This is a genomic window from Nevskia sp. (assembly GCF_051860985.1).
GTDB lineage: Bacteria > Pseudomonadota > Gammaproteobacteria > Nevskiales > Nevskiaceae > Nevskia.
Genome location: NZ_JBIMKV010000004.1, coordinates 137,695 through 151,156, shown reverse-complemented (window position 1 = coordinate 151,156; position 13,462 = coordinate 137,695). Strand labels below are relative to the sequence as shown.

Annotated in this window: 10 protein-coding genes; 4 read left to right on the top strand and 6 right to left on the bottom strand. The window is 68.8% G+C overall.

The genetic code is table 11. The annotated features are described in order from the left end of the window. Window positions 1-9: 9 nt before the first annotated feature. From ACTIGJ_RS05625 to ACTIGJ_RS05610, 4 genes are read right to left on the bottom strand one after another with little or no spacing between them, the layout of a single operon-like run. Entirely contained in the window at window positions 10-1,143 is a 1,134-nt protein-coding gene (locus ACTIGJ_RS05625; RefSeq protein ID WP_439639304.1) for an enoyl-CoA hydratase/isomerase family protein, read from the bottom strand. Continuing rightward, window positions 1,136-1,933: an enoyl-CoA hydratase gene (locus ACTIGJ_RS05620; protein ID WP_439639303.1), complete on the bottom strand. Its 798-nt coding sequence runs from the start codon at window positions 1,931-1,933 to the stop codon at window positions 1,136-1,138. Before ACTIGJ_RS05620 ends, ACTIGJ_RS05625 begins: the two co-directional genes overlap by 8 nt. After that, window positions 1,930-3,090: an acyl-CoA dehydrogenase family protein gene (locus tag ACTIGJ_RS05615; RefSeq protein ID WP_439639302.1), complete on the bottom strand. Its 1,161-nt coding sequence runs from the start codon at window positions 3,088-3,090 to the stop codon at window positions 1,930-1,932. Before ACTIGJ_RS05615 ends, ACTIGJ_RS05620 begins: the two co-directional genes overlap by 4 nt. Before the next feature lie 34 nt (window positions 3,091-3,124). After that, window positions 3,125-4,663 carry a CoA-acylating methylmalonate-semialdehyde dehydrogenase gene (locus ACTIGJ_RS05610; RefSeq protein ID WP_439639301.1) on the bottom strand — a complete coding sequence of 513 codons (1,539 nt, stop codon included), beginning with the start codon at window positions 4,661-4,663 and terminating at the stop codon, window positions 3,125-3,127. Between the two features lie 163 nt (window positions 4,664-4,826). On the opposite strand from ACTIGJ_RS05610, the gene ACTIGJ_RS05605 reads away from it, so the two are divergent. After that, window positions 4,827-6,203, top strand: coding sequence for a short-chain fatty acyl-CoA regulator family protein (locus ACTIGJ_RS05605; RefSeq protein WP_439639300.1), 1,377 nt, complete (start codon window positions 4,827-4,829; stop codon window positions 6,201-6,203). 166 nt (window positions 6,204-6,369) lie between these two features. Here ACTIGJ_RS05605 and ACTIGJ_RS05600 read toward each other — a convergent pair whose 3' ends face one another. Further along, window positions 6,370-7,602, bottom strand: a complete 1,233-nt coding sequence (locus ACTIGJ_RS05600) for an acyl-CoA dehydrogenase family protein (protein ID WP_439639299.1) — start codon at window positions 7,600-7,602, stop codon at window positions 6,370-6,372. A gap of 223 nt (window positions 7,603-7,825) precedes the next feature. Here ACTIGJ_RS05600 and ACTIGJ_RS05595 point away from each other — a divergent pair, with 223 nt between their 5' ends. Both ACTIGJ_RS05595 and ACTIGJ_RS05590 read left to right on the top strand, forming a co-directional pair. Continuing rightward, complete coding sequence (locus ACTIGJ_RS05595; protein WP_439639298.1) at window positions 7,826-9,376, top strand: long-chain-fatty-acid--CoA ligase; 1,551 nt, start codon at window positions 7,826-7,828, stop codon at window positions 9,374-9,376. Window positions 9,377-9,458: 82 nt separating this feature from the next. Continuing rightward, window positions 9,459-10,910: an NAD-dependent succinate-semialdehyde dehydrogenase gene (locus ACTIGJ_RS05590; RefSeq protein ID WP_439639297.1), complete on the top strand. Its 1,452-nt coding sequence runs from the start codon at window positions 9,459-9,461 to the stop codon at window positions 10,908-10,910. A gap of 66 nt (window positions 10,911-10,976) precedes the next feature. Here the strand turns inward: ACTIGJ_RS05590 and ACTIGJ_RS05585 are convergent, their stop codons facing one another. After that, complete coding sequence (locus ACTIGJ_RS05585; protein ID WP_439639296.1) at window positions 10,977-12,017, bottom strand: alpha/beta fold hydrolase; 1,041 nt, start codon at window positions 12,015-12,017, stop codon at window positions 10,977-10,979. 194 nt (window positions 12,018-12,211) lie between these two features. On the opposite strand from ACTIGJ_RS05585, the gene ACTIGJ_RS05580 reads away from it, so the two are divergent. Continuing rightward, the gene (locus ACTIGJ_RS05580; RefSeq protein ID WP_439639295.1) at window positions 12,212-13,462 is read left to right on the top strand and encodes a hypothetical protein; all 1,251 of its coding nucleotides are present in this window, start codon (window positions 12,212-12,214) and stop codon (window positions 13,460-13,462) included.

Below are 13,462 nucleotides of genomic sequence, written 5' to 3'. Positions count from 1 at the left end.
GGAACAGGTTCAGAGGTCGGCCAGCGGATGGACGCCGCCGGGCCAGGCCGGCGGCTGGAAATGCGCGTCGATGCGGGCCGGCGTCGCCGCCGCCCAGCGCGGCGACTGGTCCTTGTCGATCAGCAGTGCCCGCACGCCTTCCTCGAAATCGCCGTGCGCGCAACACTGCAGCGCGACGACCAGTTCCAGCCGGAACACCTCCGCCAGCGACAGCGCCGCGTCGCGCCGGTACAGCGTCCAGACGAGCGCCGCAGTGGTCGGCGAGCCGGCCGCGAGCGCGGCCGCCGCCTTGGTCAGCCAGCTGTCATCGCTGCGCAGGCCGGTGATCGCGGCCACCACCTCGGCCAGCGATGCACCGCTGCACAGTGATTCGATCAGTGCCGCGTGCTGCGCCAGCTTCGAGGCCGGCAGCAGCGCGGCGGCCTGCGCTGCGTAGCCATCGAGCAGCTGACCCAGGCGCGTGCGGTCAAGCGTCGCGTCACCGCGCCAGTCGAGCTGCGCCAGCGCCTCGAACACGGCATCGCGGTCGGCCGCGCGCAGGAAGTGATCGGCCAACTGTGCGTGCAGCAGATCGTGGCCGTTGACCGAGGCGCCGGTCAGCGCCAGGAACAGGCCGGCCTTGCCTGGCAGCCTCGGCAGGAACCAGCTACCGCCGACATCCGGAAGCAGGCCGATGGTGATTTCCGGCATCGCCACCCGCGAGGTCTCGGTGACCACGCGATGGCTGGCACCCGCGAACAGACCAAGACCGCCGCCCATGACGATGCCGCTGCCCCAGACCAGCAGCGGCTTGGGGTACTGGTGGATGAAGTGATCGAGCCGGTATTCCTCAGCGAAGAACGGACACGCGTCCGGGTTCGGCAGGCTGCCCGGATGACGACGCATGGCCTCGTACAGGCCGCGCACGTCGCCGCCGGCGCAGAAGGCCTTTTCGCCAGCACCGCTCAGCACCACGCAGGCGATGGTCGGGTCGCCGGCCCAGGCGCGCAGCTGGCCGTCGAGCAGGCGGATCATCGCCAGGTTCAGCGCATTCAGCGATTTCTCGCTGTTCAGCAGCGCGTAGCCAATCTTCCTGCCATTGGCGGCCGTGACCTCGCGGAACAGCACCGGGGCCGGCGCGGCGAGGCTTGCGGAATCAGCCATTGCACCACTCCGGCTTGCGCTTGCCGAGAAAGGCATTGACGCCTTCCTTCTGGTCGCGGGTGTCGAACAGGTCGACGAAGGCTTCGCGCTCCACCGGCAGCACCTGCTTCAGCGGCATCTGGCGCGCGCTCTGGATCAGGGTCTTGCAGATCGCGACACTGGTCGGGCTCTGCCTGGCGGTCGCTTCGGCGAGCTTCAGCGCGGCGTCCAGCGCGGTGCCGGTCGGCACCACCTGCTCGACGAGGCCGATCTTCTCCGCAGTTGCCGCGTCGATGCGCTCGCCACAGAGAATCAGGCGCTTGGCCCAGCCTTCGCCGACCAGTGCGGCGAGGTTCTGGGTACCGCCGGCGCAGGGCAACAGGCCCACCGTGGCTTCCGGCAGCGCCATCTGCGCCTGCGTTTCGGCGATGCGGATATCGCAGGCCAGCGCGCATTCCAGACCGCCGCCCATCGCGAAGCCGTTTATCGCCGCGATGCTGACGCCACGGAACGCGCTCAAGCCTTCAAAGGCCTCGCCGAAGCGCCGCGCCATGTCGCGGGCGCGGGCCTTGTCGCCGTCGGCGAACAACTTGAGATCGGCACCGGCGGAAAAGAACTTCGGCCCGTCGCCGGTGATCACCAGCGCGTAGATGTCGCGGTCGGCGTTCAGGTCCAGCACCAGCGCCTTCAGCGCGGCAAGGCTGTCGGCGGTCCAGGTGTGGGCCGGCGGATTGTCCAGCGTGATGATCGCGGTGTGGCCGCGCTTTTCCAGTTTCAGGTTTGCGTACGAGGGGCTGCTGCTGACGCTCATCTCAATATCTCCGGTGCGCCTTCGCGCAAAAAGGCACGGGCCACGATGACCCGCATGATGTCGTTGGTCCCTTCCAGGATCTGGTGCACGCGGCTGTCGCGGACATGCCGTTCCAGCGGGTACTCGCGGCTGTAGCCGTAGCCGCCGTGCAGCTGCAGCGCCTGGTTGGCGACGTTGAAGCCGATGTCGGTGGCGTGGCGCTTGGCCATCGCGCAATAGGTGCTGGCCTGCGGGCTGTCGCTGTCGAGCATCCAGGCCGCCAGCCGCACCATCTGCCGCGCCGACACCAGCTCGATCAGCATGTCGGCGAGCCGGAACTGCAGGCCCTGAAAGTCGGCCAGCGGCTGGCCGAACTGCTTGCGGGTGTTCAGATGCGCCTGCGCGCGTTCGATCGCCGCCTGAGCGGTGCCGACCGAACAGGTGGCGATGTTGATGCGGCCGCCGTCGAGCGCCTTCATCGCGATCGTGAAGCCCTCGCCTTCGGCGCCGAGGCGGTTGCCTTCCGGCACCACCACGTTGTCGAAGCTGATCGCCCGCGTCGGCTGGCTGTTCCAGCCCATCTTGTGTTCCTTCTTGCCGTAGCGGATGCCCGGCGTGTCGGCCGGCACCGCGAAGGTCGAGATGCCCTTCGGCCCGGCGCCGCCGGTGCGGGCGAACACCACCAGCAGGTCGGTGGAGCCGGCGCCGGAGATGAACACCTTGGCGCCGTTGAGGACGTAGCCATCGCCGTGCTTCTCTGCGCGGGTCTTCAGCGAGGCGGCATCGGAGCCGGCATCAGGCTCGGTCAGGCAGTAGCTGCCGAGCCGCTCGCCGCGTGCCAGCTTGGGCACCCAGAGATCACGGATGCCCGGCTGCGCCCAGCGCGCCACCATCCAGCAGACCATGTTGTGGATCGTGATGTAGGCCGCCGTGCTGGTGCAGCCGGCGGCCAGTTCCTCGAGGATGATCGAGGCATCGAGCCGGCTTAAGCCCAGGCCGCCGAGCGCTTCCGGCGTGTAGATGCCGCAGAAGCCCAGTTCGCCCGCGCGGGCGATGGTCGCCAGCGGGAATTCGCCGTCGGCATCCCAGCGCGCGGCGTGGGGTTCCAGTTCGCCGCGGGCAAAGCTGCGCGCGGCGTCCTGGTAGGCCCGCTGATCATCGGAGAGCGCGAAGTTCATGGTGTTCGCCGGCCGGGCTTCGGGCGCCTGGGCTTCAGCGCAGGCTGATGGTCGTGTTGACGCCAACATGGAGGGTCTCGTCGTCGAACCAGCGCTGGGTCACGGTCTTGGTCTGCGTGTAGAACAGGATCACTTGCTTGCCGTACGGGCCCAGGTCACCGAGCTTCGAGGCCCGCGAGCCGGTGAACGAGAACAGCGGCACCGGCACCGGGATCGGCACGTTGATGCCGACCTGGCCAATGTCGATGTCCTCCTGGAAGCGGCGCGCGGCGGCACCGGACTGGGTGAACAGCGCCGTGCCGTTGCCGTTCGGATTGCGGTTGATGCGCTCGATCGCCTCGTCGAGCGAGGCCGCTTCGAGGATCACCAGCACCGGCCCGAAGATCTCCTCGTCGTAGATCGCCATGCCCGGCTTCACGCCGGAAAAGATCGTCGGGCCGACGAAGTTGCCCTGCTCGTAGCCCGGCACCTGCGGCCGGCGGCCGTCCAGTTCCAGCACCGCGCCTTCGGCGATGCCGCGCTCGATCAGGCCGTGGATGCGCTCGGCGGCGGCGCAGGACATCACCGGGCCGACATCGGTGCCGGCCTCGTGGCCGGCGTTGAGCTTCAGGGTCTTGGCGCGCTCGACCAGATCGCCGATCCACTGCTTCGATTCGCCGACGAAGACCACCGTCGACGCCGCCATGCAGCGCTGGCCAGCGGCACCGAAAGCGGCGCCGACCAGGTTGTTCAGCGTCTGCTCCTTGTGGGCGTCCGGAAGCACCACGGCGTGATTCTTCGCGCCCATCATGCATTGGGCGCGCTTGCCGGCCAGCGTGGCGCGGCGATAGACGTGGGTGCCGACCCGGGTGCTGCCGACGAAGCTGATCGCCTTGATGTCCGGGTGGTCGCAGAGGCCGTTGACCACCGCTTCGCCACCGTGGACGACGTTCAGCACGCCCTTCGGAATGCCGGCTTCCAGCGCCAGTTCCACCAGCCGCATGGTCACCAGCGGGTCCTGCTCGGACGGCTTGAGGATGAAGGTGTTGCCGGTGGCGATCGCCATCGGGAACATCCACAGCGGGATCATCGCCGGGAAGTTGAACGGCGTGATGCCGGCGCAGACGCCGAGCGGCTGCAGCAGTGTGTAGGTGTCAACGCCGGTGGCGACGTTGTTGGCCAGCTCGCCCATCTGCAGGGTGCCGATGTTGGCTGCGTGCTCCACCACTTCCAGGCCGCGGAAGATGTCGCCCTCGGCGTCCGGCAGCGTCTTGCCCTGCTCGGCGGTCAGCAGCGCCGCCAGTTCCTTCATGTGCTCGCGGATCAGCTGCTGGTACTTCAGGAAGATTCGCGCACGCACGCCGATCGGCGTCTTGCGCCAGGTGACGAAAGCCTGCTTCGCCGCCTCGACCGCCGCGTCCAGCTCCTGCGGCGTCGCGAACGGCACCCGTGCCAGCACCTGCTGGGTGGCCGGGTTGATCACGTCGCGCCACTGGGTGGCCCGCGATTCGACGAACTGGCCGCCGATCAGCAAGGGCACGGTGGCGACGGGCGTCGAAACGGCAGACGGCGCGGAAGGGGCGGCAACGGTCATCGAAGGTCCTCGGAATGGGTCGCCGGGCCGGGCCAGGAACGCCCTGTTCAAGCGCAGCGATGTTTCGCATTATTCGCATCCGAAACCGTGAAACCAGCACTGAAAAGGCGAATTGATGTGAAGACCCGCAGCCGATTTTGCGAATCTTGCGAAGCATCCTGAGATGGCCAAGGCCTACATGGGGGTACGGCTGCAGCGGCTGCGCGAGGAGCGCGGCATCAGCCAGGTGGCGCTGGCCAAGGCGCTCGGCATTTCGCCGAGCTACCTGAATCAGATCGAGCACAACCAGCGGCCGCTGACGGTGCCGATCCTGCTGCGCATCAACGCCGAGTTCGGCATCGACGTGCAGCTGTTCTCCGATGACCAGGAAGCCGGGCTGATCGCCGACGTCCGCGACGTGCTGGCCGATGCCGGTGCGGAAACGGTGTCGATGGCCGAGCTGCGCGCGCTGGCCTCGAACATGCCGGCGGTGGCGCGGGCGATCGTCGAGCTGCATCGCCGCAATCGCGGCCTGACCGAGCGCGCCGACGGCCTGGCCGCACGGCTCGGCGACGGCCACAAGCTAGCTTCGTTCGCGCTGCCGGCCACCCATGACGAGGTGCGCGACTACTTCAACCGCCGCCACAACCACGTCGCCGAACTGGACGAGGCCGCCGAAGCGATCTTTGCCGACAGCGCGATGGCGATCGGCGATGTCGCATCCAGGCTCGCGCAGCGGCTGAGCAGCCGCCACGGCGTGCGTCTGCAGATCGTCTCCGGTACCGATGGCGGCGATGCGGCGCTGGCCAAGCGCAGCTACCTGGCCGACACCGGCACCCTGCGCCTGCCCGACCACCTGCGGCCCGGCCAGCAGGCCTTCCAGATGGCGGTGCAGCTGGCGCTGCTGGAAATCGCGCCGCTGCTCGATCGCCTGATCGCCGAGGCCCAGTTCACCAGCGAGGAATCACGGCGGCTGGCGCGGATCGGCCTGGCCAACTACTTCGCCGGTGCGCTGGTGATGCCGTACGCGGCGTTCCTGCAGTCGGCGGAAGGCCTGGCCTACGACATTGAGCGGCTGGCCAACCGCTTCGGCGTCGGCTTCGAAGCGGTCTGCCACCGGCTGTCGACCTTGCAGCGGCCAGGCATGCCGGGGCTGCCGTTCTTCTTCGTGCGCGTCGATCGCGCCGGCAACGTCTCCAAACGCCATTCGGCGGCCGACTTCCACTTCTCCAGAGTCGGCGGCACCTGTCCGCTGTGGATCGTCTACGAAGCGTTCAGCCAGCCGGAAAGAGTGCTGACCCAGACGGCGGTGATGCCCGATGGCCGCAGCTATCTGTGGATCGCCCGCCAGGTGGTCAGCGGCCCGGTCGGCTACGGCCGGCCGCAGAAGACCTTTGCGGTCGGCCTCGGCTGCGACCTGCGCCACGCCCACCGGCTGATCTACTCACGCGGCCTCGATCTGTCCGATCCGGACGCCGCCACGCCGATCGGCACCGGCTGCAAGGTCTGCGAGCGCAACCGCTGCCCGCAGCGGGCGGCGCCGTCGCTGCTGGATCACTGAGGACACTCAGCATCGGTCGTCACCCCGGCGAAAGCCGGGGTCCAGGGCCTTGAAAGCGCTGGCCCCGAAACTGCGCGGGGCCTTCGCCGGAATGACGATCTGAATCTGTGCAGAGATTCCCCAAGTCCTGTCGCGGCCGCCTCGCGCAGAGAGCGCTTTCAGGCGCTCAGCCGGTGTACTCGCGACCGAAGATGTGGCGGGCAATCACCCAGCTCTGGATCTCGTTGGCCCCTTCGTAGATCTCGCCGATCTTGGCGTCGCGGTAGATCGATTCCAGCGGGAAGTTCTGGCCCGGGCCGGACAGTGTTTTGACAAAGCCATAGGCGCCGCAGACCTGGATGGCGTCGCGGGCCAGATCGCAGGCCAGACGCGAGCCGACCACCTTGGCCATCGCCGCCTCGATGTCGGCACCGCCTTCCTTGTCGAAGCGGATCGCGGCCTTCTGGTACAGGCTGCGCGCCATCTCGATCTGGGTGGCGTGCTCGGCGAACTTGTACTGCCAGTGCTGCATGCGGGCCAGTTCGCGGCCGAACACCTTGCGCTGGGTCATGTAGTGGGTCGCGAAGTCGAACGCCGCCTGCCCCATCGCCACGCCGACCGCGCCGATGCCCATGCGGCCGAGCACCAGCGCGCTGATCGCGGTGCGCAGGCCGCTGCCTTCCTTCGGGCCAACGACGTGGTCATCGGCAACGAACACGTCCTTGAACGTGATGTCGGCGGTCAGCTGCACGTGGTTGCCCATCTTCAGGTCCGGGGCTGACACCGTGACGCCGGGCTGGTGCATGTCCGCCAGCAGCATGGTCAGCGTCTCGCCGGTCTTGCACAGCACCAGGATCAGGTCGCCGACCGGCGAATTGGTGATCCAGCGCTTCACGCCGTTGACCTTGTAACCACCCGGCACCTTGGTGGCAACGGTTTCCATCGACGCCACCGACAGATCGGTGCTGGCGTTCGGTTCGGAGGTCGCAAAGCAGCCGACGAACTCGCCCTTGATGAGTTTGGGCAGATAGTGATTGCGGATGTGCGCCGGCGCGCGTTCCAGCGTCTTGCCGACCAGGATCGCCTGGCCGTCGTAAAGCGCCGAAGCGAGGCTCGGCGAGTAGTAGGCCAGTTCCTCGAGCACGGTCAGCGTCGCCAGGGTCGGATATTCCAGACCGCGGCCGCCGACATCCTTGGCGTACGGAATCTCGTACAGGCCGGCTTTCGCCATCGCCTCGAACTCGGCGCGGGCGAAGTTCTCCTTGGACTCCGGCGTGGTGTTCAGGCGATGGGCAACCGGCGCCAGCACCTCGTCGCAGAAGGCCCGCACTTCCTTGCGGATCGCCTTGGTCTCGTCCGGAAAGAAGAGGTCGCTGTACAGGGTGTCGGCCTTGCGGGGCGGGCGGGCAGTGGCGGTCATGGGCAAGAGGTTCCGGAGAATAGGCGAGCCGGCATGCTCCACGACCGGGGCCGCCGGCAGGCCCCACTTTGGTTCGGAACGACGGCCGGCGACGGCACGACTTTGGTCGGGCACGATCAACCGGGGGCCGCCTAAGGTGACGGTCCTCGGACCCTGCCACCGGGCGTCGGGCTGCGCGCCGGCGGGGACCTCGATAACGACAGCCATCCACGGAGGATTTCACATGCAATTCACCCAGGGCCTGCACCGGGCCGTGCAACAGAAGCCGGACGCCATTGCCGTGGTCTGCAAGGACCGTCGCCGCACGTTCCGCGAGCTGCACGACCGCGTGGCCCGCCTGGCCGGCGGCCTGCAGGGCCTGGGCATCGGCCGGGGCACGCGGGTCTGCATCCTGTCGCTGAACTCCGACCGCTACCTGGAAAGCTATCTGGCGATCGCCTGGCTCGGCGCCGTGGTCAATCCGGCGAACTTCCGCTGGAGCGCGCCGGAAGTGATTTATTCGCTGAACGATTCCGACTCGGTGCTGCTCATCGTCGACGACCAGTTCGCGCCGATGATCGAACCGATCAAGGCCGGTACGCCGGGCCTCAAGCAGGTGATCTTCACCGGCGATGGCCCGCAGCCGGCCGGCACCGTCGGCTACGAAGCGCTGATCGCCGCCAGCGCGCCGGTGGCCGATGTCGAAGCCGGCGGCGACGAGCTGTTCGGCGTCTTCTACACCGGCGGCACCACCGGCAAGCCGAAGGGCGTGATGCTGTCGCACCGCAACGTGCTCAGTTCCGGGCTCGACGTGCTGGCCGAGGGCGCGCTGCCGGAAGGCGTCGTCGGCCTGCATGCCGCGCCGATGTTCCATCTGGCCGACATGATGCTGACCATCGGCCTGCTGCTCCGGGGCGGCCGCCACATCGTGCTGCCGGTGTTCCGGCCGGACCTGCTGCTCGATGTCATCGAGGCGGAACAGATCACCGATCTGCTGCTGGTGCCGGCGATGCTGCAGGCCTTCGTCGATTTCCCGGCCGCCAAGACCCGCAATCTCGGCAGCGTGCAGCGGATCATGTACGGCGCTTCGCCGGCCTCCGAAGCCCTGCTCGATCGCACCCAGGCGCTGCTGCCGCAGGTGAGCCTGCTGCAGGTCTACGGCATGACCGAAATGAGCGCGGTGATGACCGTGCTGCCGCCGGCCGACCACGTCAGCCGCGCCGCCAACCGCCTGCGCTCCGGCGGCCGCGCCAGCTACCACGTGCGGGTCAAGATCGTTGACGAGCAGGATGTCGAGAAGCCGCGCGGCGAAGTCGGCGAGATCATAGCCCGCGGGCCGAACGTGATGGTCGGCTACCTGAACAAGCCGGAAGCCACCGCCGAAGCGCTGAAGAACGGCTGGATGCACACCGGCGACATGGGCTACATGGACGACGGCGGCTACGTGTTCATCGTCGATCGCCTGAAGGACATGATCATTTCCGGCGGCGAGAACATCTATTCGGTGGAAGTGGAGAACGCCGCTTCCAAGCACCCGGCGGTGGCCGCCGTCGCGGTGATCGGCATCCCGGACGCCGCGATGGGCGAAACGGTGCATGCCGCCGTGGTGCTGAAGCCCGGCATGAGCCTCTCTCAGGACGAGCTGTACGCTTACTGCAAGCAGCACATCGCCGGCTACAAGTGCCCGCGCAGCCTGGAGATCCGCGAATCGCTGCCGGTGTCCGGCGCCGGCAAGGTGCTGAAGACCGAGCTGCGCAAGCCGTTCTGGGAAGGCCGCGACCGCGCCGTCGGCTGAGCCGCCCTCGCGGCCGCCGGGCCGCAGGCCGGGCGATGGGTTGCTAGGATTCGGGCCCTGTCTCCACCGCCCGGATTCCGCCATGCCCCTGACCCTGCAAGATCCGACCCTGCTGCGCAGCCAGTGCTACATCGGCGGTCAGTGGCTGGACGGCGCCTCGACGATCGAGGTTCGCAACCCGGCTACCGGCGAGCGGGTCGGCACGGTACCGAAGCTCGGCGCCGTCGAAACCCGCGCCGCGATCGAAGCCGCCCACCTGGCCTGGCCGGCCTGGCGGGCGAAGACCGCCAAGGAGCGCGCCGCCCTGCTGCGCGCCTGGTGCGCGCTGATCCTCGCCCACCAGGAAGACCTGGCGCAGATCATGACGGCCGAACAGGGCAAGCCGCTGACCGAATCGCGCGGCGAGATCGCCTACGCGGCCTCGTTCATCGAATGGTTCGCCGAGGAAGCCAAGCGGATTGCCGGTGACGTGATCCCGGCGCCGATGGCCAGCCAGCGGCTGATCGTCACCCGCGAGCCGATCGGCGTCTGCGCGGCGATCACGCCGTGGAACTTCCCGGCCGCGATGATCACCCGCAAGGCCGGCCCGGCACTGGCCGCCGGCTGTACGATGGTGCTCAAGCCGGCCTCGCAGACGCCGCTGTCGGCGCTGGCGCTGGCCGTGCTGGCGGAACGCGCCGGCATCCCGGCCGGCGTGTTCAGCGTGGTCACCGGCGCGGCCGGCGACGTCGGCACCGAACTGGCCACCGACGCACGGGTCCGCAAGCTGACCTTCACCGGCTCCACCGAAGTCGGCCGCGTGCTGATGAGCCAGTCGGCCGCGACGATCAAGAAGGTGTCGATGGAACTCGGCGGCAACGCGCCGTTCATCGTCTTCGACGACGCCGATCTCGATGCCGCCGTCGAAGGCGCGCTGATCTCCAAGTACCGCAACGCCGGCCAGACCTGCGTTTGCTCCAACCGCATCTACGTGCAGGCCAGCGTCTATGAGGCCTTCGCCGCCAAGTTCGTGGCGGCGGTGGAAAAGCTCACGGTCGGCAACGGCACCGCCGACGGCGTCCGGGTCGGCCCGCTGATCGACGGCAAGGCGGTGGCCAAGGTCGAGGAACACATCCACGACGCGCTCGCCAAGGGCGGCACCCTGCTGACCGGCGGCCAGCGCCACAGCCTGGGTGGCTATTTCTTCCAGCCGACGGTGGTCGCCAACGCCACGCCGGACATGCTGGTGGCGCGCGAGGAAACCTTCGGCCCGCTGGCGCCGCTGTTCCGCTTCGACACCGAAGCCGAAGTGATCCAGCTGGCCAACGACACCGAGTTCGGCCTGGCCAGCTATTTCTACTCGCGCGACATCGGCCGCGTCTGGCGCGTCTCCGGCGCGCTGGAATACGGCATGGTCGGCGTCAACACCGGGCTGATCTCCAACGAGGTCTCGCCGTTCGGCGGCGTCAAGCAGTCCGGCATCGGGCGCGAGGGCTCGCGGCTCGGCATCGACGACTACCTGGTCGTCAAGTACACCTGCATGGCCGGCATCTGATCGCCGCGCCCGTCACGACCCGGCAGCGGGCGTGACGGGCATCCCCGCCGGCAGCACCCGGCAGGTTCAGCCGAGGCCGCGCAGGAAGCGCAGCAGCTCGGCGTTGGTGGCGGCTGGCCGCTCCTGCTGGATCCAGTGGCCGCAGCCCGGGAAGATCACCGTGCCGCGCCAGTCGGTGGCGCGTTCGCCGATCCGGGCGATCGCTTCCTGGCCCCAGCCGGTGGCGACATCGAACTCGCCGCCGATGAACATCGCCGGCACGCTCAGCGGCTGGTCGGCCTGGGCTTCGAGATCGGCCCAGCTGTCGCTCATGTTGCGGTAGTAGGCCAGCGGGCCGAAGAAGCCGGAGCGCTCGAACTCGTTGGCGAAGAAATCGAGATCGGCCGCGTCGAACCAGTCCGGCAGGCGCGGCGGCAGCGGCAGGAAGCGGTCGCACATGCGGCCGCCGTCGGCGATGGTCATCGCGCTGCCGCGAATCAGGGTCAGCTGATCCATCGTCGCGAAGTCCGGCAGCAGCGCCTGCAGCGGCGCCCCGGACAGCGACCAGACGGCGCCGGCCAGCCAGCCGCGTACATCGGCTTCGATCTCGGCAATGGCCCCGTCCATCGCGCCGAAATGGTCCTGGTAGAAGGTCTGGCCGGGGCCGGCCAGTTCGGCATGCAGCTCGCCCGGATGGCGCTCGCCGAACGGGCTGCCCGGCAGCGCCACCAGCCCGCGTCCGGAGAACGGCACCGACAGGCCGACGACGCCGCGAAACACGTCCGGGCGTAGCCAGGCGGCGGTCCAGGCCACCGGCGCGCCCCAGTCGTGGCCGACGATCACGGCCCGGCGTTCGCCGAGCGCCTGGACGACGCCGACCACGTCATCAACCAGCCGGTGGATGCGGTAGTCCTCGAGCCGGGCGAACTTCGACGAACGACCGTAGCCGCGCTGGTCGATCGCCACCGCGCGGTAGCCGGCGGCGGCCAGCGCGTCGAGCTGATGCCGCCACGAGTACCAGGACTCCGGGAAACCATGCACCAGCAGCACCAGCGGCCCCTGCCCCTGCTCGACGGCATGGATGCGGGCTCCGTTGACGGAGAGCAGATGGTGCTGGCGCTGGGACATGGCGGGGCTCGTGGACAGGGAACGGCAGTGTCGCCGAGCCGCTCGCCACCGCGCGCAGGCCCCGCCAGAAAGGCGGCCGGACGAGGGTGCGCCCTCTGTAGGCCAATCGTGCCACGCGAGCTTTCGTGAACGGGATTTCATACTTCGGCCGCGACGTTCCAAAGCGCTCGCCAACCACCCGAGGAGAACAGACCATGAATAACCGATCCCCATACGCGACCCCGCTCGCCGCGTTGAGCCTGGGCCTGATGGCGCTGACAGCAGCGCCAGCGGCCACTGCCGGGCCCACGTTCGTCGTCAACACCACGCGCGACGGCTCGCAGATCGCGCCCGATATCGCCAACCTGGGCGCCGCTGGCTTCGTCGTGGTCTGGCAGGGACCGGACAGCAGCGGCAACGGCGTGTTCGCGCGCCGCTTTGCCGCCGATGGCAGCCCGCTCGGCGACGAGTTCCGCGTCCACCCTGACGCCACCGGCGCGCAGTACTGGCCACGCGTGGCCGCCGATGCCAGCGGCCGCTACGCGATCAGCTACACCGCCAGCCTCGGCGGCAGCGCGCCGCAGCAGTGGGTCCGCCGCTACGACGCGGCCGGACCGATCGACGCGCAGCCAGTCCGCCTGCCGATCAGCTTCATCGGTCCGACGCTGAGCATGGCGCCGGACGGCACGGCGGCGTTCATCGGGTACGGGGCCAGCACACCGAACGAGGATGGCGAGCCGATCCGCATGCGCCGGTTCAGCTTCGATTCCAACCGGACGAGCGGCGCGGAAACCACGGTGGCCATCGGCGCCGATTACGGCGACCGCAGCACCGATGCCTGCTTCCATGCCGATGGCAGCCTGGCGATGGTCTACCTGAGTCCGCTCCAGCCCGATTTCGCCTACCGCGCGACCTTGCTGCGCTTCAACGCGGCGGGCGAGCCGATCGGCAGCACCGCGTTCCTCACCGGCGGAGTGGCGGAAGCCGCCGAACTGAGCCTGGCCTGCCTGACCGACGGCAGCTACGCGGTCGCCTATTCGGATCTCTCGGAGAGCATCGCCGAGCTGGCGTCGGTGTACGTCCAGCGGCTGAGCAATGCCGGCGTGGTCCTCGGTGAGCCGCAGCTGCTCAGCGACACCACGACGCCTCGCGGCGCCAACGGCTCGGGTCCGGACATCGCCAGCCTGCCGGGCGGCGGCTACGACGTGGTCTGGGGGCGGTATCGGGTGTTGTCGGGGGATAGCGAGGATCCGGACGAATTCGAGTTCCAGATCCAGGGCCAACGCTTCAGCAACGACGGTGTGGCCATCACCGGCCGCCGGCGCATCGACCAGGCGCCGTTCCCGCTGGCCCGTGCCCGCTTCCCGGCGGTGGCCAGCGGCAGCATCACCAGCTTCGCGGTCTGGCGCTCCAGCGTCGGCCCGGCGCAGTTCCCGACCGACATCAGCGGCCGCGTGCTGCCCTGA